The sequence below is a fragment of the Microbacterium aureliae genome (assembly GCF_054780155.1).
Genome location: NZ_BAAGWW010000001.1, coordinates 890171 through 910721, shown reverse-complemented (window position 1 = coordinate 910721; position 20551 = coordinate 890171). Strand labels below are relative to the sequence as shown.

18 protein-coding genes and 1 tRNA gene are annotated in these 20551 nt (G+C 71.7%); 12 read left to right on the top strand and 7 right to left on the bottom strand.

All coding sequences use genetic code 11. The annotated features are described in order from the left end of the window. Position 1 precedes the first annotated feature (1 nt). Positions 2-595: a recombination mediator RecR gene (gene recR, locus ACYVF4_RS04420; RefSeq protein ID WP_460720102.1), complete on the top strand. Its 594-nt coding sequence runs from the start codon at positions 2-4 to the stop codon at positions 593-595. Between the two features lie 10 nt (positions 596-605). Here recR and ACYVF4_RS04415 read toward each other — a convergent pair whose 3' ends face one another. Further along, positions 606-1997 carry a threonine/serine exporter family protein gene (locus ACYVF4_RS04415; protein ID WP_460720100.1) on the bottom strand — a complete coding sequence of 464 codons (1392 nt, stop codon included), beginning with the start codon at positions 1995-1997 and terminating at the stop codon, positions 606-608. 147 nt (positions 1998-2144) lie between these two features. On the opposite strand from ACYVF4_RS04415, the gene ACYVF4_RS04410 reads away from it, so the two are divergent. Genes ACYVF4_RS04410 through ACYVF4_RS04385 form a run of 6 tightly spaced genes read left to right on the top strand, consistent with a single transcriptional unit; the run spans position 2145 to position 8761 of the window. Continuing rightward, positions 2145-3428: an aspartate kinase gene (locus ACYVF4_RS04410; RefSeq protein ID WP_460720098.1), complete on the top strand. Its 1284-nt coding sequence runs from the start codon at positions 2145-2147 to the stop codon at positions 3426-3428. Positions 3429-3451: 23 nt separating this feature from the next. Continuing rightward, positions 3452-4537, top strand: coding sequence for an aspartate-semialdehyde dehydrogenase (locus ACYVF4_RS04405; protein WP_460720096.1), 1086 nt, complete (start codon positions 3452-3454; stop codon positions 4535-4537). Next, on the top strand, positions 4534-6009 hold the full coding sequence (locus ACYVF4_RS04400) for a malate:quinone oxidoreductase (protein ID WP_460720094.1): 1476 nt from the start codon (positions 4534-4536) through the stop codon (positions 6007-6009). Before ACYVF4_RS04405 ends, ACYVF4_RS04400 begins: the two co-directional genes overlap by 4 nt. 38 nt (positions 6010-6047) lie before the next feature. Beyond that, positions 6048-6701 carry a thymidine kinase gene (locus tag ACYVF4_RS04395; RefSeq protein ID WP_460720092.1) on the top strand — a complete coding sequence of 218 codons (654 nt, stop codon included), beginning with the start codon at positions 6048-6050 and terminating at the stop codon, positions 6699-6701. A gap of 58 nt (positions 6702-6759) precedes the next feature. Further along, the gene (locus ACYVF4_RS04390) at positions 6760-7479 is read left to right on the top strand and encodes a FadR/GntR family transcriptional regulator (RefSeq protein ID WP_460720090.1); all 720 of its coding nucleotides are present in this window, start codon (positions 6760-6762) and stop codon (positions 7477-7479) included. A 10-nt stretch (positions 7480-7489) separates the two neighbouring features. Continuing rightward, a complete protein-coding gene (locus ACYVF4_RS04385) occupies positions 7490-8761 on the top strand; it encodes an alpha-hydroxy acid oxidase (RefSeq protein ID WP_460720088.1) in 1272 nt (423 codons plus the stop codon). Positions 8762-8767: 6 nt separating this feature from the next. Here the strand turns inward: ACYVF4_RS04385 and ACYVF4_RS04380 are convergent, their stop codons facing one another. The 5 genes from ACYVF4_RS04380 to ACYVF4_RS04360 form a co-directional block, all read right to left on the bottom strand. Then, positions 8768-9541, bottom strand: a complete 774-nt coding sequence (locus ACYVF4_RS04380; protein ID WP_460720086.1) for an HAD-IIB family hydrolase — start codon at positions 9539-9541, stop codon at positions 8768-8770. 63 nt (positions 9542-9604) lie between these two features. Then, a tRNA-Pro gene (locus tag ACYVF4_RS04375) sits at positions 9605-9678 on the bottom strand. Between the two features lie 17 nt (positions 9679-9695). Further along, positions 9696-11357 (bottom strand): ribosomal eL19 family protein, encoded by a 1662-nt coding sequence (locus ACYVF4_RS04370; protein WP_460720084.1) that lies wholly within the window; start codon positions 11355-11357, stop codon positions 9696-9698. Positions 11358-11479: 122 nt separating this feature from the next. Then, positions 11480-12415, bottom strand: coding sequence for a metallophosphoesterase (locus ACYVF4_RS04365; protein WP_460720082.1), 936 nt, complete (start codon positions 12413-12415; stop codon positions 11480-11482). Next, positions 12415-15021: a transglycosylase domain-containing protein gene (locus tag ACYVF4_RS04360; protein ID WP_460720079.1), complete on the bottom strand. Its 2607-nt coding sequence runs from the start codon at positions 15019-15021 to the stop codon at positions 12415-12417. The genes ACYVF4_RS04365 and ACYVF4_RS04360 overlap by 1 nt, the downstream gene beginning before the upstream one ends. Positions 15022-15130: 109 nt before the next feature. Between ACYVF4_RS04360 and ACYVF4_RS04355 the strand changes: the two genes are divergently transcribed. Together ACYVF4_RS04355 and ACYVF4_RS04350 are read left to right on the top strand one after the other, a co-directional pair. After that, positions 15131-15346, top strand: coding sequence for a DUF4177 domain-containing protein (locus tag ACYVF4_RS04355; protein ID WP_460720076.1), 216 nt, complete (start codon positions 15131-15133; stop codon positions 15344-15346). Between the two features lies 1 nt (position 15347). Beyond that, a complete protein-coding gene (locus ACYVF4_RS04350) occupies positions 15348-15815 on the top strand; it encodes a RidA family protein (RefSeq protein WP_460720074.1) in 468 nt (155 codons plus the stop codon). 46 nt (positions 15816-15861) lie between these two features. Here ACYVF4_RS04350 and acs read toward each other — a convergent pair whose 3' ends face one another. Beyond that, on the bottom strand, positions 15862-17832 hold the full coding sequence (gene acs, locus ACYVF4_RS04345; RefSeq protein WP_460720072.1) for an acetate--CoA ligase: 1971 nt from the start codon (positions 17830-17832) through the stop codon (positions 15862-15864). A 418-nt stretch (positions 17833-18250) separates the two neighbouring features. Here acs and ACYVF4_RS04340 point away from each other — a divergent pair, with 418 nt between their 5' ends. From ACYVF4_RS04340 to ACYVF4_RS04330, 3 genes are read left to right on the top strand one after another with little or no spacing between them, the layout of a single operon-like run. Then, a complete protein-coding gene (locus tag ACYVF4_RS04340; RefSeq protein WP_460720070.1) occupies positions 18251-19336 on the top strand; it encodes a TadA family conjugal transfer-associated ATPase in 1086 nt (361 codons plus the stop codon). After that, positions 19333-20310 (top strand): type II secretion system F family protein, encoded by a 978-nt coding sequence (locus tag ACYVF4_RS04335; RefSeq protein WP_460720068.1) that lies wholly within the window; start codon positions 19333-19335, stop codon positions 20308-20310. Before ACYVF4_RS04340 ends, ACYVF4_RS04335 begins: the two co-directional genes overlap by 4 nt. Before the next feature lie 41 nt (positions 20311-20351). Further along, positions 20352-20546: a DUF4244 domain-containing protein gene (locus ACYVF4_RS04330; RefSeq protein ID WP_460720066.1), complete on the top strand. Its 195-nt coding sequence runs from the start codon at positions 20352-20354 to the stop codon at positions 20544-20546. Positions 20547-20551 lie beyond the last annotated feature (5 nt).

Sequence of the window (20551 nt, the reverse complement as noted above, 5' to 3'; positions counted from 1 at the left end):
CATGTACGACGGCATCGTCCAGGACCTGATCGACGAGTTCGGGCGCCTTCCCGGCATCGGCCCGAAGTCCGCCCAGCGCATCGCGTTCCACATCCTGCAGACCCCCAACTTCGACGTGTCGCGGCTCGCCGAGCTGCTCACCGACGTCCGCGAGAAGGTCCGCTTCTGCGAGGTGTGCGGCAATGTCAGCGAGCAGGAGCGCTGCAGCATCTGCCGCGACCCCCGACGCAACGAGTCGCTGATCTGCGTCGTCGAAGACGCCAAGGACGTCGCCGCGATCGAGCGGACCCGCGAGTTCCGCGGGCTGTACCACGTGCTCGGAGGGGCGATCAGCCCCATCGCCGGCATCGGACCCGACGATCTGCGGATCACCTCCCTCATGCAGCGCCTGGCCGACGGGACGGTGCAAGAGGTCATCATCGCCACCAACCCCAACCTCGAGGGCGAGGCGACGGCCACGTACCTCAGCCGGCTGCTGCACACCCTCGAGATCTCGGTCACCCGCCTGGCATCCGGCCTGCCCGTGGGCGGCGACCTCGAGTACGCCGACGAGGTGACCCTCGGCCGCGCCTTCGAAGGGCGCCGTTCGGTCTGAGCCGGCGTGGTCAGCGGCGGGCGCGGATCCGCGCCCGCGTGACCGACCCGAGGGTCGCCCGCACCGGCTGCCCCAGGTAGATCCCGAGCGAGGCGCCCACCGCGAGGCTGATGCCGATGATCGCCGCGCTCACCAGCGTCGCGAACCCCTGCGTCATCGCCCCCGACCCGCCTTCGCCGGCGACGACATCGAGCAGACCGCGGAACACCAGGGCACCCGGGACCATCGGCAGGATCGCGGCGGTCGTGATCGCCACCGACGGGACGTGGAGCCGGTGGGCGAGGACGACTCCCAGGAAGCTCGCCACCAGCGCGCCCGCCCCGCCCGCCGCCGCCGACTCGAAGCCGATCCCGGTCGCGACGAGATAGCCGAGCCACGCGATGAGGCTCAGCAGCGCGCTGACGCCGACGATGCGCCGGCCCGCTCCGTTGAACACGGCGACCGAGACGGCGATGATCACCGCTCCCAGCAGCTGCAGCGGGACCGCGCCGAGGGGCAGCGCGTCATCCGGCGGATCGATGGGCAGTCCCAGCACGCGCGCCGTCTCGAGGCCCGCCAGGATGCCGAGCACCACCCCGAGCGTGTGGGTCATGAGCTCGAGGATGCGTCCGGTGGCCGTCAGAGCGAAGCCGTCGATGGCGTCCTGCGCGGCTCCGACGACGGTCAGCCCCGCCAGCATCAGCACGATCCCCGACGCGACGATGAGGGACGGGCGCAGGCCCTCGGCGGCAGGCCAGCCCAGCAGCGTCAGCAGCGGGGAAGCCGCGGCGATCAGGGTGAGCACGAACGCCCCGGCGATCTGGCTGAAGAAGTACGGCACCTTGCCGCGCGCCAGCAGCCACTGCGTCAGAGCGGCCAGCGCCGCCCCCACGAATGCCAGCAGGATCACCAGCCAGTTCCCCCCGTACATCACCGCGACCCCGACGGCCAGCAGCGCCTGCGCGGCCACCACCACGACGGGGCGGTATCCGAACGGCCGGCGGCGGATCTCGCGATAGCGCTCCCGCGCCTCGGCCAGGCCCAGGCCGGCGCGGATGTCGGCCACCAGCGCCTGCAGGCGCTGCAGCTTGTCGTGATCGGGCATCGAGCCCCGCACGACCCGCATGAGGGCGATCGGCTGCGCCGATCCGCTGTGGTGGGCCGCGGTGATGGAGTTGTACGTGACGTCGACGTGGACGTGCGTCAGACCGTAGACGCCGGCGACGCGGACGATCGTGAGCGTCACCTCGCTCGCCGACGCGCCGGTCACCAGCATCGTCTCGCCGATGCGCACCGCGAGGTCCAGGATCCGCGCCGCGACGGTGTCGTCGAGCACCATCAGCGCCTCGGTGTCGGCGGCCGCGGACCCCGAGCGGACGAGGCTCTCGAGGGGACCGATGAGACGACGACGACGAGTGCCCATCGGTCGATCGTAATCACCGCGGACGGCCGCCACCTGTCACATGGCCGGGGCCGCATGGCGGCATCCGTAAGATGGACCGGTGGGCGCGGCATCCGTTCGCCCGCCCGTCACCACACGCGTGCCCGCGGGCACCTCGGGAGTCTCATCGTGGCGCTGATCGTCCAGAAGTACGGCGGGTCGTCCGTCGCGGATGCCGAGAGCATCAAGCGCGTCGCCAAGCGCATCGTCGACACGCGCCGGGCCGGCCACGACGTGGTCGTGGCCGTGAGCGCCATGGGCGACACCACCGACGAGCTGCTGGACCTCGCCTCCCAGGTCGCGCCGATCCCCGCACCGCGCGAGCTGGACATGCTGCTCTCGAGCGGGGAGCGCATCGCGATGGCCCTGCTGGCGATGGCGATCCACTCGATGGGCTTCGAGGCCCGCTCGTTCACCGGCAGCCAGGCGGGGATGATCACCACCGCCGATCACGGCTCCGCCCGCATCGTCGATGTCACCCCCGTCCGCCTGCGCGAAGCGCTGGACGAGGGCGCGATCGTCATCGTGGCCGGCTTCCAGGGCTTCAACCGCGACACCCGCGACATCACCACGCTCGGCCGCGGCGGCTCGGACACCACGGCCGTCGCGCTCGCCGCCGCGCTCGAAGCGGACGTGTGCGAGATCTACAGCGACGTCGACGGCATCTTCACCGCGGACCCCCGCGTCGTCCCGAAGGCGCGCAAGCTCGCCGTCGTCGGCAGCGAGGAGATGCTCGAGCTCGCCGCCAACGGGGCGAAGGTGCTGTATATCCGCGCGGTGGAATACGCCCGCCGCCACGGCGTCCTCATCCACGCCCGCTCCACTTTCAGCTCGGCCGACGGCACGTGGGTGCTCGGCCCCGGACAGACCCGCCCCGACGGTGAGGAAGAAGACATGGAAGAGCCGATCGTCGCCGGAGTGGCCACCGACCTGGGCCAGGCCAAGATCACGATCATCGGCGTGCCCGACGTCCCGGGCAAGGCCGCCGAGATCTTCAAGATCGTCGCCAAGTCCGGTGCGAACGTCGACATGATCGTCCAGAACGTCTCGGCAGCGGCGACCGGCCGCACCGACATCTCGTTCACCCTGCCCAAGGGGGATGCCGCGATCGCGCTGAAGGCGCTCAGCGCCGACCAGTCCGAGATCGGCTTCGACAACCTGGTGCACGACGACCAGATCGGCAAGCTCTCGGTCGTGGGCGCCGGCATGCGCACCCATTCGGGCGTCTCGGCGACCCTGTTCGAGGCGCTCAGCGTCGCCGGCATCAACATCGAGATGATCTCGACCTCCGAGATCCGCATCTCGGTGGTCGTCCGCGGGGACGACCTCGCCGCGGCCGCCCGCGTGGTCCACACCGCGTACGGTCTCGACGGCGACACCGAGGCCACCGTCTACGCCGGCACCGGCCGCTGATCCTTCCTGCAGAGAGGTACACCATGACCCGCATCTCCGATTCCGGACTCTCCATCGCGGTCGTCGGCGCCACCGGGCAGGTCGGCACCGTGATGCGCGAGATCCTCGCGGAGCGCTCCTTCCCGATCCGCGAGCTGCGACTGTTCGCCACCGCGCGCTCCGCGGGGACGGTCGTGGAGTTCGCCGGCCAGCCCGTCGAGATCGAGGACATCGCGACGGCCGACCCCGCGGGAATCGACATCGCGCTCTTCTCGGCCGGTGCCAACGGATCCCGCGCGCACGCCCCGCGGTTCGCCGCGGCGGGCGCCGTCGTCATCGACAACTCCAGCGCCTGGCGCATGGACCCGGACGTGCCGCTGGTGGTCGCCGAGGTCAACCCGCACGCGGCCGAGGCGCCGGCCAAGGGCATCATCGCCAACCCGAACTGCACGACGATGGCCGCGATGCCGGTGCTGAAGGTGCTCGACGCCGAGGCCGGGCTCGAGCGCCTCATCGTCTCGACGTACCAGGCGGTGTCGGGGTCCGGACTCGCCGGCGCGCGCGAGCTGCTCGGCCAGGTCGAAGAGGTCCTCGCCCAGGGAGACACGCTGCGCCTGGTCCACGACGGGTCGGCGGTGGACTTCCCCGCGCCGCAGAAGTACGTCGCGCCCATCGCGTTCGACGTGATCCCGCTCGCGGGCTCGATCGTCGAGGACGGCGAGGAAGAGACCGACGAGGAGAAGAAGCTGCGCAACGAGTCGCGCAAGATCCTCGAGCTGCCCGACCTGCGGGTGGCGGGCACGTGCGTGCGCGTCCCGGTCTTCACCGGCCACTCGCTGTCGATCAACGCCGAGTTCGCGCGCGACATCACCCCCGAGCGGGCGCGCGAGCTGCTCGCCGACGCTCCCGGCGTCAGCCTCGCCGACGTGCCGACGCCGCTGCAGGCCGCAGGCAAGGACCCGAGCTTCGTCGGGCGCATCCGCGCCGACCAGTCCGCGCCCGAGGGCAAGGGACTGGCCCTGTTCATCAGCAACGACAACCTGCGCAAGGGCGCCGCGCTCAACGCCGTGCAGATCGCCGAGCTCATCGCCGCACGCAAGGGCGCCCTCGCCGAGGGGGCTGCTCGATGAGCGAGCCGGTCGACGTCGTCCTCATCGGCGGCGGCATCATGAGCGCGACGCTGGGCACGCTCCTCAGCGAGCTGCAGCCGGACTGGAAGATCGTCGTCTACGAACGGCTCAGCGACGTCGCCCTCGAGAGCTCGAACGCGTGGAACAACGCCGGCACGGGTCACGCGGCGCTCTGCGAGCTGAACTACATGCCCGAGGGCAAGGACGGCTCGGTCGACCCCGCGAAGGCGATCGCCATCAACGAGCAGTTCCAGCAGAGCCGGCAGCTGTGGGCCTCGCTGGTTGAGGAGGGCGTGCTCGACGCGCCGTCGACGTTCATCAACGCCACGCCGCACATGACCTTCGTCCGCGGCGAGAAGGACGTTGCGTACCTCAAGAAGCGCTACGAGGCGCTCAAGGACCAGCCGCTGTTCGAAGGCATCGAGTACAGCGAGGACTCCCGCGTCATCAACCAGTGGGCGCCGCTGCTGATGCAGAAGCGCCGGGCCTCGGACGCGCCGTTCGCCGCCACGCGCGTGCCGGCGGGGACCGACGTCGACTTCGGCGCCCTCACCCGCCAGCTCTTCGACAACCTGTCGGCGCGCGGTGCCGAGGTCGTCACCAACCGCGAGGTCAAGCGGCTGAAGAAGCAGGCAGACGGCACGTGGAAGGTCAGCTGGCGCAACTCCGTCGGGCGCACGCCCGGCAGCATCCGCGCCCGCTTCGTCTTCGTCGGCGCCGGCGGGTGGGCGATCAAGCTGCTCCAGCGCTCCGGCATCCCCGAGATCGACGGCTACGGGGTGTTCCCCATCGGCGGTCAGTGGCTGAAGACCTCGAACCCGGCCATCGTCGCCCAGCACAAGGCGAAGGTGTACTCCCAGGCGTCCGTGGGCGCCCCGCCGATGTCGGTGCCGCACCTGGACACCCGCGTGGTGGACGGCGAGGCCTCGCTGCTGTTCGGCCCGTTCGCCACCTTCAGCCCGAAGTTCCTCAAGAACGGCTCGATGCTCGACATCGTCGCCCAGGTCCGCCCGGGCAACCTCTGGCCGATGATCAAGGTCGCCATCGACAACCCCGGTCTGATCAAGTACCTCGTGGGCGAGCTGCTGAAGGGGCACAGGCAGAAGGTCGAGAGCCTGCGCACCTTCATGCCGACCGCGCGGGACGAGGACTGGGAGCTGCTGAACGCCGGTCAGCGCGCCCAGGTGATGAAGAAGGATCCCGACAAGGGTGGCGTGCTGCAGTTCGGCACCGAGGTCGTCACGGGCGCCGACGGCACGATCGCCGGGCTTCTGGGGGCGTCCCCGGGCGCCTCGACGGCGGTGTCGATCATGCTGGGGCTGCTGAAGACCTGCTTCCCCGACCGCGTCGAGGAGTGGGAGCCGCGCCTGCGGGAGCTCATCCCCAGCTACGGCGAGACGCTCAACCCTCGACCGGATGCCGCACGGCAGGTGCTCTCCGAGACGGCCGGCACGCTCTCGCTCAACGCCTGAGACCGGTCGCGCCGGTGGGCGTTCCGTAGACTCCTGCAGTGGCCAAACTGTACTTCCGCTACGGGGCGATGAACTCCGGCAAGTCCACCTCTCTGCTGCAGGCGGCGTACAACTACGAGGAGCGCGGGCAGCACGTGCTGCTGGCCAAGCCCGAGATCGACACCAAGGGCGCCGATCAGATCGACAGCCGGCTGGGCGTCCGCCGCAAGGTCGACTTCCTCATCAAGCCGGACGACGACCTGCGTGCCCTGTTCGCCGAGCATCGCGCACGGCTGCGTGCGGAGGCCGAGGACGCGCTCATCCCGGAGTCCGCCGCGACGGGCGCCGCGCCCGACGTCGCGTGCTTCCTGCTGGATGAGGCGCAGTTCCTCACGCCCGCGCAGGTCGACGACCTGCTGCGGATCGTCGTCCTCGACGGCATCCCGGCCCTCGCCTACGGCATCCGCACCGACTTCCAGACGCAGGCCTTCCCGGGGTCGAGGCGCCTGCTGGAGCTCGCCCACAGCCTCGAGGAGCTGAAGACCATCTGCCGCTGCGGGCGGAAGGCGCTCTTCAACGCCCGACTGGTGGGGGGCCGGTTCGTCTTCGACGGCGACCAGGTCGCCATCGACGAGCAGTCCAGCGCGCGGGTGACCTACGAGTCGATGTGCGCGGAATGCTACCTGCGGGAGTCTGGCGGCGCGCTCGGCTGACCGGCCTTGCATGGTCTGACCACAGCGGCTATCGTGGTCAGACCACTGAGGAGGACCGATGACGGCATCCGCTCCGGCACCGCGTGCATGGCGCACCGTGCTCGAGAAGATCGAGGGCGACCTGCTCGACGGCGCCCTCGCGCCCGGTGATCGCCTGCCGGGCGAGCGCGACCTCTCCACGGCGCTCGGCGTCGGGCGCTCCAGCGTGCGGGAGGCCCTCCGCGTCCTCGAGGTCATGGGGCTCATCCGCACCGCGACCGGGTCGGGCCCGAGCTCGGGGGCGATGATCGTCGCGACGCCGCGGGGCGGCATGGCGCAGCTGCTGCGGCTCCAGGTCGCCGCCCAGGGGTTCCCGATCGACGACGTCGTGGCGACCCGCGTCGTCCTCGAGGCAGCCGTGGCGCGGACCCTCGCCGCGCAGGCCGAGCCGGACCTCGCCGACGCCCGCACGGTGCTCGAGGCGATGGAGCCGGCCGACCTCACGGCCGAGGAGTTCCTGGCCCTGGATTCCCAGCTGCACCTCGCGCTGGCCGAGGCGTCGGGCAACGCCGTCATCGCCGCGATGATGGCGGGTCTGCGAAGCGCGATCGAAGGGTACGTCCGTACCGGCGCCGAGCGCATCGCCGACTGGGACGCCACGTCCGCGCGCCTGCGGGCCGAGCACCGCGCGCTCGTCGCCGCCGTCGAGGCGGGCGACGCCGCCCGTGCAGAGACCCTCGTCACCGATCACATCACCGGCTACTACGCCGAGGCGGGCCTGTCCCGTCGGCACTCCTGAAAGGCATCCCATGGTCACCCGACAGCTCCCCAAGCCGTCCGAGCTGCTGGAGCTCATGCAGTTCAAGAAGCCCGAGCTGGACGCGCGCAAGCGCCGCCTGGACGCCGCGCTGACCATCTCGGACCTGCGGGCGATCGCGAAGCGACGCACGCCCAAGGCGGCTTTCGACTACACCGACGGGGCCGCCGAGGGGGAGCTGTCGCTGGCGCGCGCGCGGCAGGCCTTCGAGGACATCGAGTTCCACCCGGGGATCCTCACCCCGGCGCCCGCCGTCGACACGTCGGTCGACATCCTCGGGGGGCCGTCCGCGTTTCCCTTCGGCATCGCACCCACCGGCTTCACGCGGCTGATGCAGACCGAGGGCGAGAGCGCCGGCGCCGCCGCGGCGGGGGCCGCCGGCATCCCGTTCACGCTGTCCACCCTCGGCACGACCTCGATCGAGGGCGTGAAGGCGGCGAACCCCGCGGGACGCAACTGGTTCCAGCTCTACGTCATGCGCGACCGCGAGATCTCGTACGGCCTGGCCCAGCGCGCCGCCGCCGCAGGGTTCGACACGCTGATGTTCACCGTCGACACCCCCGTGGCGGGTGCCCGGCTGCGCGACAAGCGGAACGGGTTCTCGATCCCCCCGCAGCTGACGCTCGGGACCATCCTCAACGCCCTTCCGCGGCCCTGGTGGTGGTTCGACTTCCTCACCACCCCGAAGCTGGAGTTCGCGTCGCTGTCGACGACCGGCGGCACCGTGGGGGAGTTGCTCAACTCCGCGATGGACCCGACGATCAGCTACGAGGATCTCGCCTACATCCGGGACATGTGGCCGGGGAAGATCGTCGTGAAGGGCGTCCAGACGGTCGCCGACTCGGTGAAGCTCATCGACCACGGCGTCGACGGGATCGTGCTGTCCAACCACGGCGGCCGCCAGCTGGACCGCGCCCCCATTCCCTTCCACCTGCTGCCGCACGTGGTGCGCGAGGTCGGGCAGGACGCCACCGTCATGATCGACACGGGCATCATGAACGGCGCCGACATCGTCGCCTCGATCGCCCTGGGCGCGCGGTTCACGCTCGTCGGGCGTGCGTACCTCTACGGGCTGATGGCGGGTGGGCGCCAGGGCGTGGACCGCATGATCGCGATCCTGCGCGGCGAGATCGAGCGGACGATGCAGCTGCTCGGGGTCTCGACCCTCGCCGAGCTGCAACCCTCGCACGTCACGCAACTGCAGCGACTCGTTCCCGTCGGTCAGCCGGCGGGCGTTCGCGCGATCACCGACGCGAACGTCTGAGCCGGGTCAGCGGGCGGGAAGGGTCGGGATCAGCTCGTCCAGCAGGGCGGCGGTCTGCTCCCACCCCTCGACGGCGCGGCACGCGACACCCATCGCCAGCACGGGGTAGTCGTTGCCGTTGGGGTCGAGCCGGTCGCCGACGAACAGCATGTCGTCCAGGGGGATGCCGGTCTGCTCCGCGAGGCGCTGCATCCCATAGGCCTTGTCGATGCCCCGGTGGGTGATGTCCACCGAGGTGGACCCGCCCGAGCGGACCTCGAGGTCCGGCAGGCGCTCGGCGACCGCGGCGCGCAGGGTGTTCTTCTTGTGCCCGGTGGGGTCCCACGCGGTCTTCGCCTCGAGCGGCGCGCTCTGGCCGAGCGCCGAGAAGGTGATCTGCGACCCGCGGTCCTCGAGGATGTCCCCCCAGGTCTGGCTTTCCCAGTAGCCGAGGCGGCGGGCCTCGTCCTCGACGGCGTGCATGGCGCGCGACTTCTGGTCGTCGGTGAGCGAGTGGGCGTACACGGTGCGGATGCCGTCGACCTCGACGCGGTAGTACTGCGTGCCGCACGTGGGCAGCAGGTGGAACCGGGACAGCACGTCGCCTGACGACGCCGGCAGCAGGTCCACCACCTGCGCGGTGAACTGGGCGAGCTGCCCGCCCGAGATGACGGCGACCTCGACGCGCTCTGCGAGCGCGATCAGCAGGTCGCCGATGCGCGGGTGGATGGCGCTCTTGGACGGCGCGAGCGTGTCATCCAGGTCGAAGGCGACCAGCCGGGGAGGGGTGCTGCGGGCCACGGTTCTCACTTTCGGTTCCGGAACAGACGAGAGGCTCCGCCTCGCGGCGGAGCCTCTTCGATGTCGGGGTGACAGGATTTGAACCTGCGGCCTCTTCGTCCCGAACGAAGCGCGCTACCAAGCTGCGCCACACCCCGCGGGCAACTCGACGAGTCTACCCGATGGCGACGGGTGGTTCGAACCGCGGACGCCGCAGCGTCAGCAGGGTCGCCCCCGCGGTGACGAGACCGAGGGCCACGCCCGCGAGGCCTCGGACCGAGTCCACGTCGACGCCCGTCTCGGCGAGCGCCGGCGGTGCGGGGGCCGGCGGGGCCGGGGGAGCGGCCGCTTCCGGGGACGGTTCGGGCTCGGGCTCGGGCTCCGGCTCCGGCTCGGGTTCCGGTTCGGGCTCGGGCTCGGGTTCCGGTTCCGGCTCGGGCTCGGGAACGGGCGACGGCGGTGCCGGGACGTGCACGACCTGCGACGCGACCCCGAACGCCTCGGTCCACGTGTAATGCTCGGGCAGGTGCGCGGCGACCTCCGCCGTCTGCGCCCCTCTCGCGATCGTCCAGACCGCGGTGTACCAGCCGGGCTCGTCGAGGCTCCACGCCGACGTGACGCGCGTGATCGCCGCCGGGTCCGACACCGTCGCGGCGAGCGAGCCCACCGGCTCCGCGTCGGCCGGCACTGCGCTGGGCTGCGCGGGAACCTCTCCGCCTTCTGCAGGCTCCGCCTCGCCCTCCGCGGGGGCGCCGTCGGCCTCCGACGGGTCCGCCGCCGTGCGGTACACCGTCGCTGTCGCGGTGACCGGCAGGGTCGCCCCCTCCGCGTCGCGCGGCCAGTGGACCAGGTCGCCGCCGAAGGTGACGTCGTCCACGTACGCCCCACCGGGGGCGGCCGGGCTGACGGCCTGCGTCGAGATCGTCGGCGCGAAGAGGGGCAGCCCGCCGGCGTCGGCCGCCACCCTGAAGGACGCCTCGCCCGCCGGGCCCGCGGTGTCCTGACCGCCCGCCGTGGTGACGTGGCGGACGGCTGCGGCCAGGCCCGCCCGGAACTCTCCCGCGGCGGACACCTCGAAGGGCCGTCCGGGCGCGGCTGGACGCACCTCGACGGCGTAGTCGACGCCGGTCGCGGCATCCGTCTTCTCGGCCGAGCCCGTGTCGGCGAACACCGCGCCCTGCAGTCGCAGGACGCCGGTCGCCGCTCGGGAGGACTGCACGCGCACGACGCCCCGCAGCGGGTCGGCGGCGTCGAGCGCGAGGCGGACGGCGCCGGATGCCGTCGCGGCCCCCGCGGCGATGCCCCTGGCCTCCCGGTAGTAGGCGACCGCGCGCTGCTGGACGGCCTTGCTGTGGGCGGGGGCGAGGGCCGAGAACGTCCAGTGGATCGCCCCGGCCAGCGAATCGCCGCGGTACCCGTAGTGGCGGAGGGTCTCGTCCCAGTCCACGAGCGCCTTCACCGCCCAGCCCACCGCGGCCGCCTGCACCGGGTCGGACGTCTGCCCGTAGCGCGTGACGAGCAGGTTGATGCCCGTCAGCTGAGCCGGTGTCAGGCCCCGGACGTCGCTGCGGACGCCTCGGTCCACGCTCGGTCCCGTCGGCAGGGGAGCCCCGGGCAGGATGCAGTAGGTGTGGACGCCGTCCACGAGCATCGACCCGTGCCAGCCGTACGTCGACCGCGGCGCCCACGAGCCGAAGCCGGTGCCGCGGTCCGCGGCGTGCGCGGTCTGCGGCAGGGCGAGGAGGGCTCCGAGAACGAGCATCAGGGCGGCGACGACGGCGAGCAGGGCGCGGCGGCGGGGGTGTCGCGGGCGAGGTGTCAGGGCGGCGGTGGTCATCGGGTCCTCCGGTCGGTGAGGAGTCGATCGTCGCCGCACGGTCGGCCCGTCCCGTGCGTGAGGTGACGGTTGGGGACGGATGCCGCGGCTCGGGCCGCTGGGGAGGAGAGGACGCCGCGGCGTCAGGCTCGGGGGACGAGCTCCAGCAGCGACGCCTCGGGGCGGCACGCGAAGCGCACCGGGGCGTAGATGGAGTGCCCGAGACCCGCACTGACGTTGAGTGGGACGGTCCGGCCGCGAGACGTCCACGCCGACAGGCCCCGGGCCTGGTCGAGGGGGATGTCGCAGTTGGCCACGAGCGCCGAGCGCGAGCCGGGGATCCGCACCTGCCCACCGTGGGTGTGGCCGGCGAAGATGACGTCCGCCCCGTCGTCGACGAACGCGTCCAGCACGCGGCGGTACGGCGCGTGGCTGACCCCGAGGGATGCCGAGGCCCGAGGCCCCTCCCGCAGTGCGCCGAGCAGTCCGGGCAGGACGCTCAGCCGGTCCCACCGGCGGTGCGCGTCGCTGACCCCGAAGACCTCCAGGCGGTGGCCGGCGGCCTCCACGATCCCGGCGTCGTTGTTCAGCGGCATCCACCCCAGCTCGCCCCCGAGATAGTCGTCGAGGGCGGCGGTGTCCAGCGGCTCGGACTCTTCGACGTGCTTGGACGGCCCGATGAAGTACCGCAGCGGATTGCGGGGACTCGGCGAGGTGTGGTCGTTGGAGCCGTGGACGAAGACGCCGGGGATGCCGTGGAACGGCGCGAACGCCTCGCGCAGGCCGTCGAGGCCGTTACGGTGACCGAGGTTGTCGCCGGTGTTGACGATGAGGTCCGGCTCCAGGCCCTCGAGCCCGGCGATCCACCGCTGCTTGCGGTGCTGCCACGGCGCCATGTGGGCATCCGACAGGTGCAGGACGCGCACCGGGCGGCTCCCCTCGGGCAGCACCTCGAGCCGGTGGTGGCGGACCGTGAACAGGTAGCGCTCGATCCCCACGCCCCACACCGCGGCGCCGGCGCCGACCGCCCCCACGGCGCCGAGCGCGGTGAGGGCGGTCCGCACTGCGGACGAGGGCATCAGTCGTTGCCGCTGCTGCCCGGCGCGGCGTCGGCTCCGTCGCAGCTGCGCTGCTGGTAGTTGACGGTGATCGCCGCGTTGCGGTTGACGACGCTGCCGGCACCGGGATCCGTGGCGGTCGCGCGAGGCTGCTTGTCGGCATCCTCGTTCGCCGTGCACGATCCCTCCCGCACGTTGCCGAAACCGGCGCTGCGGATCTCCTTGACCGCCTGGTCCAGGGGCTTCCCCGAGACATCCGGCACCGCGATGCCCTGGCCGTTGGAGGGGCGGATCGTCACCGTCGTGCCGCCCGCGACGCGGCCCGCGCCGGGGTCCTGCGAGGCGATGATGCCCTCGGGCTCAGGGGAGTCCACGGCGTCGCCGACGACGACGGTGAAGCCGGCCTGCTGCAGGATGCCGCGCGCCTCGTCGACCGTGCGGCCGACGACGTTCGGCAGGTCGGTGAGCACCTGGCGCGTCAGCTGCGAGTCGGGTGTCGGGAACGGCGCACCCGGGAAGAGCTGGTTCGCCTTGCCTTGGATGGTCTTTGCCAGCAGGTAGCGCAGCTGCGAGAGCTGCCAGCCGTTGTGCCAGTTCTTGAACAGGTCGGCGTTGCCCTCGGCGTTGCCCACCCACACGGCGGTGGCGACCTTGGTGCTGGACTCGACCAGCCAGGTCTGCTTCTCTTCGTGCGTGCCGGTCTTGCCCAGCAGCGGCGTGCCGTCGAACGGGTTGCCGAAGGCGCCTGTCCCGCCGGAGTTCATCACGCTCGAGAGCGCGAACGCGGCGGTCGCGGCCACCTTCGGGTCGAGGACCTGGTTGCACTCGCGCTTGGGCAGCGTCCACTCGTTGCCCTCCGAGTCGGTGACCTTGTCGATCGCCTTCGGCTGGCAGTAGATGCCGTTGTTGGCGACGGTGCCGTAGGCCCCGGCCATCGACAGCGGCGAGACGTCGTTGGAGCCGATCACCGAGAACTGCGTGTCCATGTTGACCGGGTCTCCGTTGCCGCGCGTGACGCCCATCTTGGTCGCGACCTTCTGGATGTCGCACAGGTCGAGCTTCTCGGCCATCGCGAAATAGCCGGAGTTCAGCGAGTCGCGCGTGAACTGCAGCGGGGTGCCGGTGTAGCCGCCGACCTTGTTGAAGTTGCCGACGATGGTGTCGTCCTGGTTCACCCAGTCGCCGTTGCACGAGTTCGTCATCCGCGGGATCGCACGCAGGCGGCCGTTGAGGACCTCGTTGATGGAGTGGCCCTTCTCGAGCCAGTCGATGAGCGTGAACAGCTTGAATGTCGAGCCGGCGTTGAAGCCGTCCGACTGCCCGAAGCGGCGATCACCGGCGTACACGATCGACGAGTAGTTGTTGTCGTCGGTGATGCTCTCGCTGAACTTGGTGTTCTGGGCGATGGCGAGGATGCGGCCGGTCTCGGCTTCGACGCTCACCGACGCGGTCCCGAACTTGGTGCCCGGCACCGAGGTGGGCGCGGTCTCGCTGACCGCCGCCTGCGCGGTCTTCTGCAGCTCCCAGTTCAGCGTCGTGTAGACGTTCAGGCCGCCGCGGCGCAGCGCCTCGATGCGGTCTTCGGGGGTTGCGCCGAAGGCGGGGTCGCGCTCGATGACGTAGCGGACGTACTGGCAGAAGTACTCCGCGCCGCTCGCGGCCGCGCAGCCGGTCTTGGGCTGCGTGATCTTCGGCTCGAGGGGGGCGTCATAGGTCTCGTCGTACTGCTCCTGCGTGATCTTGCCGTCGTCGAGCAGCCGGTCCAGGACGTACTGCTGGCGCTTCTTGGTCAGGGCGTAGCCGTCGGCCTTGCCGTTGACCTCGTTGTTAGGCTGGTCGATGCGGTACGTGTTGGGGTTCTGCACGATGCCGGCGAGCGTCGCCGCCTGGGCGAGGTTCAGCTTCGAGGCGGTGACCCCGAAGTAATACCGGGCCGCCGCGTCGATGCCGTAGGTCGTGCCGCCGAAGTTGGCGATGTTCAGGTAGCCGAGCAGGATCTCGTTCTTGGAGTACTTCTGCTCCAGCGCGATCGCGTAGCGCATCTCCTGCAGCTTGCGCTGGATGCCGTCGGTGCCGTCCGAGCGCGTGGCCTCGAACCAGCAGGCGTAGCGCTCCTCCTCGAGCGTGGTCGTCTCGGTGGGCTTGGCGTCGGCCTCGCAGCGCTGCACGAGGATGTTCTTGACGTACTGCTGGCTGATCGACGAGCCGCCCTGGGTCTCGCCGCCCCCGCGTACGTTGCTCATGACGGCACGGGTGGTTCCGATGAGGTCGACGCCGCCGTGCTGGTAGTAGCGCGGGTCCTCACTGGAGAGGATCGAGTCGTACATGACCGGTGCGATCTGGTCGAAGTCCACCGGCGACCGGTTCTGGTCGTAGAACTGCGTCAGCTCACGCCACTCGCCCTCTTCGTTCTTGGCGTAGATCGTGGTCGGCAACATGAGCTTGTCGATGTCGAGCACGCTCGGCAGGTTGTCGAACATCGTGATCGCGCTGGATGCCGCTGCGCCCGATACGGCGATGGCGGGGGTGACGGTGGCACTGATCAGCACTCCGGCGACCGCGCTGAGGCCGACCAGTCCGGCGAGTCCGCCGAGCACACCGCTAGCCGTTCTTTTCGTATCAGGCATAGGGTGATCGTAAGGGAGATACCTGGGCGATGCCTTGACAGCCGCGCGCCCGAGCGGAGCATCAGCCGCCCGCGCCCGCCCGCCGATCCGCCACCTGCGAGGAGCCTCGATGACGACGTGGGAGTACCTGACCACGCCCCTGCTGATCCACAACACCGCCGCGATCCTCAACAACTGGGGCAAGCAGGGGTGGGAGCTCGTGCAGGTGGTCCCGGGGCCCGAGGGCGGGCTCGTGGCCTACTTCAAGCGCCCCTCCGGCGGCGGTGCGGCCAACGCCGGTCTCGGCGCGGCCGCCGAGGCGGCCCGCCAGTTCGAGGGCAGCTGACATGGGGATCTCGCAGCGCCTCGCCGAACTCGGCATCGAGCTTCCCGCCGTCGTCCCGCCCGTCGCCGCCTACATCCCGGCGAAGGCCCACGGCGACCTCGTCTACACGTCCGGCCAGCTGCCGATGGTCGCCGGCGCGCTGCCCGCGACCGGCAAGGTCGGCGACGGGCACGGTCTCGTCCCGGCATCCGACGCGAAGGGGTACGCGCGTCAGTGCGCGCTCAACGCCGTGGCCGCCGCGGCAGCCGCCGCGGGCGGCGTGGACCGGCTCGCCGGCGTCGTCAAGGTGACCGGCTTCGTCGCCTCGGTCCCGGAGTTCACCGGTCAGCCGGGCGTCATCAACGGCGCCAGCGAGGTGCTGGGCGAGATCTTCGGGGATGCCGGGCGTCACGCCCGCTCGGCCGTCGGGGTCCCGGTGCTGCCGCTGGACAGCCCGGTCGAGGTCGAGGTGGTCTTCTCACTGGCGTGAGACCCGGCATCCGCTGATCACCCTCGCGGGGCGACCAGGTGCCGCCTCACTTGACCTGGGCCGAGATGACGCTCATCACCGCCGTGTCGGCGAGGGTCGTGGTGTCGCCCACCTCGCGCCCTTCGGCGACGTCGCGCAGCAGGCGTCGCATGATCTTGCCCGAGCGGGTCTTGGGCAGCTCGCCCACGATGTAGATGTCGCGGGGGCGCGCGATCGGACCGATCTGCTCGCCGACCCACGACCGCAGCGCGTGCGCGAGGCCCTCGGCGGAGTGCGCCTGCAGGTAGCTCTGCTTGACGATGACGAACGCGACGACGGCCTGTCCGGTGGTCTCGTCGGACGCGCCGACGACGGCGGCCTCGGCGACGGCCTCGTTCGCCACGAGCGCCGACTCGATCTCGGTGGTCGACAGCCGGTGGCCCGAGACGTTCATGACGTCGTCGACGCGGCCCATCAGCCACACGTCGCCGTCGTCGTCCAGTCGCGCGCCGTCGCCGGCGAAGTAGAAGCCCTGCGTGCGGAACTTCTCCCAGTACGTCTCGACGAAGCGCTCGGGGTCGCCCCAGATCCCGCGGAGCATGCTCGGCCACGGCTCGGTGACCACCAGGAGCCCGCCGTTGCCGTTGCCGACGTGCGTGCCGTCCTCGTCGACGACGTCGACCGCGATGCCGGGCAGCGCGACCTGCGCCGAGCCGGGCTTGGTCTCGGTGACGCCGGGCAGCGCCGAGATCATGATGGCGCCCGTCTCGGTCTGCCACCAGGTGTCGACGATGGGTGCGTGCTTGGCGCCGATGACCTTTCGGTACCACATCCACGCCTCGGGGTTGATGGGCTCACCCACCGATCCCAGCAGGCGGATGCTGGAGAGGTCGAACTGCGCGGGCACCTGACGGCCGATCTTCATGAACGACCGGATGGCGGTCGGGGCGGTGTAGAAGATCGACACGCCGTACTTCTGGATGATCTCCCACCAGCGGCCCGGGTGCGGGGAGTCGGGCGTGCCCTCGTAGAGCACCTGGGTGGCGCCGTTGGCGAGCGGGCCGTACGTGACGTAGGAGTGGCCGGTGATCCAGCCGATGTCGGCGGTGCACCAGAAGACGTCGGTCGCCGGGTGCAGGTCGTGGACGACCTTGTTGGTGAAGGTCGCCTGCGTGAGGTAGCCGCCGGAGGTGTGCAGGATGCCCTTGGGCTTTCCGGTCGTGCCCGAGGTGTAGAGGATGAAGAGGGGGTTCTCGGCGGGGAACGGCCGGGCCACGTGGTCGGCCGGGGCCTGCGGCACGACGTCGTGCCACCACAGGTCGCGGCCCTCGGTCCACTCGACCTCGTTGCCGCCGCGCTTGACCACGAGGACGTGCTCGACGCTCTCTTGCACGCCCGAGCCGTTGCGGTCGGACAGCGCCATGTCGACGGCGGGCTTGAGGGGTGAGACCTTGCCCTTGCGGTAGCCGCCGTCGGCGGTGATGACCAGCCGCGCGCCGGCGTCGTCGATCCGCGCGCGCAGCGAGTCGGCCGAGAACCCGCCGAAGACGACGGAGTGGATGGCGCCCACGCGCGCGACGGCGAGCATCGCGGCGACGGCCTCGGGGATCATCGGCATGTAGATCGCCACCCGGTCGCCGTGGCCGATGCCCAGGCGCCCCAGCACGTTGGCCAGACGCTTGACCTCGTCGGTGAGCTCGGCGTAGGTCACGCGCCGCTCGTCGCCCGGCTCACCCTCCCACAGCAGCGCCGCGCGGTCGCCGTAGCCTGCCTCGACGTGGCGGTCCAGGCAGTTGTAGGCGACGTTGAGCTCGCCGTCGGCGAACCATTCCGCGAACGGCGGGTTGGACCAGTCCAGCACCTGCGTGAACGGCTTGTGCCAGTGCAGCAGCTCGCGGGCCTGCTCGGCCCAGAAGCCCTCGCGGTCGGTCTTGGCGCGGTCGTACAGCGACGCGTCGGCGACGGCGGCCGCGGCGAATTCGGGCGACGGTGCGAACCGGCGGGTCTCGGTCAGCAGGTGGTCGATCTGGCTGGTCATGCGGCGCGCTCCTTTGCGGGCAGACGGTCGTGCGTCAGACGGGATGCCGGTGATCGGCGAGTCTGACACGGACGTTACCCAGCGTCGGCGGGCGTGACTACCTCCGATAGTGGGGGGTGCGATCCGCACACTCAGAGCGATATATCGTGCGGTTCCGGCCGAATCGTTTGTCGGGACCTATCCCATCGAATAAGATCTGCTTCGGCCGAACATCGATTCTGGCATCCGCGGCACCCGAGTCACCCCCCGAAGTGCGGTGCCGCTCGAGGCGGCATCCCATTCCCCCCATGGGATGCCGCCTCTTTGCGTCCGCGGCCTCGGCGCGTCCTCTCCTCCCCAGCGCGGACCGGGCCCGGGCTTGTCCACCGGGCAAGGGACAGGCGGTTCCGGCGGGTTCGGCCGGCCTAGCGTGCCTGGCATGACGCAGCCCTTCGTCGTCCGCCCACGCGACGCGCTCAGCCGGCCCGCCGCGCCCGCGCGGACGCCGGGGCCGCCGGCGACCCGCGCGATGCCGGCATCCGCCCGGCAGACCCCCGCGCCCCGCGAGCCCGCCGTTCGCGTGCGGCGACGTCTTCCCGAGGCGATGTCGCCGCTCGCGCCGTACCTGGAGGATCCGGACGTCTCGGACGTCTTCGTCAACGGGGCGGCGGGGCTCTTCGTCGACCGGGGGAGCGGGCCCGAGCAGGTCCGCGGCTGGCGGGCCGGCGAAGACGAGGTCCGCGACCTCGCCGTGGCCCTGATCGGCGCCGGCGGGCGGCACATCGACGACGCCAGCCCGTGCGTGGATGTGAGGCTCGAGGCGGGGCTGCGCGTCCACGCGGTCCTGCCGCCGGTCTCGGCCGGCGGGACGGTCATTTCCATCCGCGTCCCCCGGCTCGACCGGCCGGACCTCGCCGCGCTCGAGCGCGGCGGCATGTTCACCGCCGCGACGCGCGCCGAGCTCGAGGACCTCATCGCCCGGCGTCGGAACCTGCTCGTCACTGGCGCGGCGGGGGCGGGCAAGACCACGCTGCTGGCGGCGCTGCTCTCGCGCGCCGCCGGCACCGAGCGCATCGTCACGATCGAGGACGTCGCGGAGCTGACGATCGAGCATCCCCACCACGTGCGGCTCGAGGCGCGCCAGGCCAATCTCGAGGGCGCCGGCGCCGTCGGCCTCGCGCGCCTCGTGCGCGAGGCGCTGCGGATGCGCCCCGACCGCCTCGTCGTCGGGGAGTGCCGGGGAGAAGAGGTGCGCGAGCTGCTGTCCGCCCTCAACACCGGGCACGACGGGGGAGCGGGGACGGTCCACGCCAACGGGCTCGCCGACGTCGCCGCGCGGCTCGAGGCCCTCGGCGCCCTCGCGGGGATGGATGACCGCGCCCTCGCGCGGCAGACCGTGAGCGCGATCTCGTGCGTGCTGCACGTCGAACGCCGCCCCGACGGCACGCGGGTGCTGGGCGGCATGGGGCGACCGGTGCTCGGGGCCGACGGACGGCTGGTCGTCGAGGAGGTCCCGCTTCCATGAGCGCTCCGATGCGGCGATCCCGGGTCGCGGCGCTGGTCCGCCGCAGGCGGCGCGCTGCGTCCGCCGATGCCGCCGCCGTCGCCGAGACGGCGCTGCGGCTGGCCGTCCTGCTGCAGTCCGGCATCGCACCCGCCCGCGCGTGGGCGTATCTGGCCGAGTCCGGCGACCCCGCGTCGGTGAGGGTGGCGTCGGCGATGGCCGCCGGAGCGCCCCTCGGCGAGGCGATCGCCGCTGCCGGCGCTGCCGGCGCGGACGGGGGTACCGCCGCGGACGACGAGGGGACCGAGGCGACGGCCTGGCGGGACCTCGCCGGCATCTGGCGCGTGGCGACGGTGGTGGGCGCACCGCTCGCCGACAGTCTCCGCAGCATCGCCGGTGCGCTCCGCGACACCCAGGAGGCCCGTGACGACGTCGCCGTCGCTCTCGCGGAGCCCGCCGGGACCGCACGCCTGATGGCGTGGCTGCCGCTGGTCGCCGTGGTGCTCGGGCTGGCGCTCGGCTTCGACACCCTCGGCGTCCTCGTAGGCAGCGTCGCAGGCGTCGGCTGCCTGGTCGCCGGCCTGCTCCTGGTCCTGGCCGCGCACCGCTGGAGTGCGGTGCTGGTCCGCCGGGCACGAGCCGACGCGGCGATCCCCGGGCTCGGGTCCGATGCGCTGGCGATCGCGCTGAGCTCGGGTGCGTCGATCGAGCGGGCGAAGACGATCGTGGCCGACGCGTGCGGTGCGCAGACGGATGCCGCTGCCGACGCCCTCCTGGATCTCTCGCGTCGCGCCGGAGTCCCGGCGGTGGAGCTGCTGCGCGCCTCGGCCGCCCTCGAACGCCACCGCGCCCGCACGGCGGCGCGCCTGCGCGCGGCGCGCCTGTCGTCGCGGCTGCTGCTGCCCCTCGGGGTCTGCACGCTCCCTGCCTTCCTCCTTCTCGGGGTCGCGCCGATGCTTCTCAGCGTCGTCGGCGCCGTCCCGGTGCGCCTCTGACCCACTGACCCGACCCGACCAACCCGACCCGAGGAGTCCCCATGTCCCTTCCCCGCCTCACCCGCCGCAACTCCGCACGCCTCTTCACCGACGACACCGGCGCCGCGACCGCCGAGTACGCCATCGCGACGATGGCCGCCGTCGCCTTCGCCGGACTGCTCGTCGTGATCATGCGCTCGGACGAGGTGCGCGGCATCCTGACCGAGCTGGTCCGTCGTGCGCTCACCGTCGCCTGAGTGCG

Bases quoted from the DNA above. Each gene is read 5' to 3' on its own strand.
- recR (WP_460720102.1), top strand. From the start codon at position 2: ATGTACGACGGCATCGTCCAGGACCTGATCGACGAGTTCGGGCGCCTT.
- ACYVF4_RS04415 (WP_460720100.1), bottom strand. From the start codon at position 1,997: ATGGGCACTCGTCGTCGTCGTCTCATCGGTCCCCTCGAGAGCCTCGTC.
- ACYVF4_RS04405 (WP_460720096.1), top strand. From the start codon at position 3,452: ATGACCCGCATCTCCGATTCCGGACTCTCCATCGCGGTCGTCGGCGCC.
- ACYVF4_RS04400 (WP_460720094.1), top strand. From the start codon at position 4,534: ATGAGCGAGCCGGTCGACGTCGTCCTCATCGGCGGCGGCATCATGAGC.
- ACYVF4_RS04390 (WP_460720090.1), top strand. From the start codon at position 6,760: ATGACGGCATCCGCTCCGGCACCGCGTGCATGGCGCACCGTGCTCGAG.
- ACYVF4_RS04385 (WP_460720088.1), top strand. From the start codon at position 7,490: ATGGTCACCCGACAGCTCCCCAAGCCGTCCGAGCTGCTGGAGCTCATG.
- ACYVF4_RS04370 (WP_460720084.1), bottom strand. From the start codon at position 11,357: ATGACCACCGCCGCCCTGACACCTCGCCCGCGACACCCCCGCCGCCGC.
- ACYVF4_RS04365 (WP_460720082.1), bottom strand. From the start codon at position 12,415: ATGCCCTCGTCCGCAGTGCGGACCGCCCTCACCGCGCTCGGCGCCGTG.
- ACYVF4_RS04360 (WP_460720079.1), bottom strand. From the start codon at position 15,021: ATGCCTGATACGAAAAGAACGGCTAGCGGTGTGCTCGGCGGACTCGCC.
- ACYVF4_RS04355 (WP_460720076.1), top strand. From the start codon at position 15,131: ATGACGACGTGGGAGTACCTGACCACGCCCCTGCTGATCCACAACACC.
- ACYVF4_RS04350 (WP_460720074.1), top strand. From the start codon at position 15,348: ATGGGGATCTCGCAGCGCCTCGCCGAACTCGGCATCGAGCTTCCCGCC.
- acs (WP_460720072.1), bottom strand. From the start codon at position 17,832: ATGACCAGCCAGATCGACCACCTGCTGACCGAGACCCGCCGGTTCGCA.
- ACYVF4_RS04340 (WP_460720070.1), top strand. From the start codon at position 18,251: ATGACGCAGCCCTTCGTCGTCCGCCCACGCGACGCGCTCAGCCGGCCC.
- ACYVF4_RS04335 (WP_460720068.1), top strand. From the start codon at position 19,333: ATGAGCGCTCCGATGCGGCGATCCCGGGTCGCGGCGCTGGTCCGCCGC.
- ACYVF4_RS04330 (WP_460720066.1), top strand. From the start codon at position 20,352: ATGTCCCTTCCCCGCCTCACCCGCCGCAACTCCGCACGCCTCTTCACC.